This window comes from Nostoc sp. UCD121 (assembly GCF_014222285.1).
Taxonomy (GTDB): domain Bacteria; phylum Cyanobacteriota; class Cyanobacteriia; order Cyanobacteriales; family Nostocaceae; genus Nostoc.
In genome coordinates this window covers 1-1252 of sequence record NZ_JACKZS010000470.1, presented here as the reverse complement: position 1 = coordinate 1252, position 1252 = coordinate 1, and the positions used below count along the sequence as shown (strand labels likewise).

General features: G+C 36.9%; 1 protein-coding gene and 1 pseudogene. Both read left to right on the top strand.

The window, feature by feature from the left end; translation table 11 throughout:
* Positions 1-456 precede the first annotated feature (456 nt).
* Complete coding sequence (locus GNF10_RS39195; protein ID WP_260446389.1) at positions 457-582, top strand: hypothetical protein; 126 nt, start codon at positions 457-459, stop codon at positions 580-582.
* A 173-nt stretch (positions 583-755) separates the two neighbouring features.
* Positions 756-1175 (top strand): annotated as a pseudogene (locus GNF10_RS36940) (NAD(P)/FAD-dependent oxidoreductase); the annotation flags it as partial.
* Between the last annotated feature and the right edge of the window lie 77 nt (positions 1176-1252).

Sequence of the window (1252 nt, the reverse complement as noted above, 5' to 3'; positions counted from 1 at the left end):
AATAAATCCTCAACATTTAAGAAACTGGTTTGCTAGTTGCTGCTACTGTACCTCATAACAGCCGCAAGTGCTGTAAACTTTTTTTAGCTTCTGCACTTATCTAGCAAGTATAGTTTAAGGTAATTTAAACTTAGCCAATATTCATTAAGAAAAGCAAACATTATCAAACATTTTTTCGGTTTTCGATAAGCTGAATAAATAAAGGATGGAAGCATCCCAATTTTCCAAAAAATTACGAAATTGACGCAAAAATCCTTTATAAATCTCTTGACGTTGTGTTATTTACGGTTCGTTTTTTAATTCTCTCATTCCTGCCGGAATGCAGCCCAATAGCAAAATTTGGGATACTCCTTAACAAGAGTGAGCTTATTCAATTATCTTCTGCTAACTAAACCTCATCTATGTTGAAACCTAGAGTTTTTTAAAAGATATATATATTTATGTAGGTTGGGTGGAGTGAAACGCAACCCAACATTACCACCAAATTTTATGTTGGGTTACGCTATCGCTGCACCCAACCTACAAAACTACGGTTCTCAAGCTAGACAAGGTTTATCTGCAAGCCTTGGCAAAAATTCGTAGCTAAGTTAAGTGGCTACTTTAAACATTCTTCAGGGCATCTAAATGTTAGCTAAATTATTCGCTAAATATTTTGATGTTTAGCGATGCAGGAATTACCATTATCACCGAAAAAATCCTTACACCTTATATACAATGGCTCTTCTACCTGATTTTTCTTAGATAAAATCTACAAATTTTGGAAGCGGAATTGGACACTGCAAGATTTGTATAACCATGTCGGATTATCGCCTAAACTGCAAGCAGTACTGGCGGGGCAAAGTGGCGACTATGCACTACATCAACAACAATTAGAAGGTGACTTTAGCCACCCGTGGATTTTCCTCTCTTGTCCGACGATGAAATCTAGCGAACCAGGGATGGGGCCAGAGGGACATCATGTATTAGAAATTGCTACTGTCTGTTGTTATGAACCATTTGAACATCTGTGCAAAAGCAATGCAAAAGCGTATAAAGCCAAAAAGCGAGAATTTTATCAGCAGATTATGACAAGTGTGCGAGATTTGATTCCCGATGTAGACAAATATGCCCGGATGAAAGTTTACGGTACACCTACCACCAGCGAATTTTATCTAGGACAACCGCAAGGTAATATTTAGGGCTTGCTGAAAAAGTCGTATTTAAGCCAGATCAAGAATCAATTAACAATGCTTGTAAGTGAAAATATAATTTA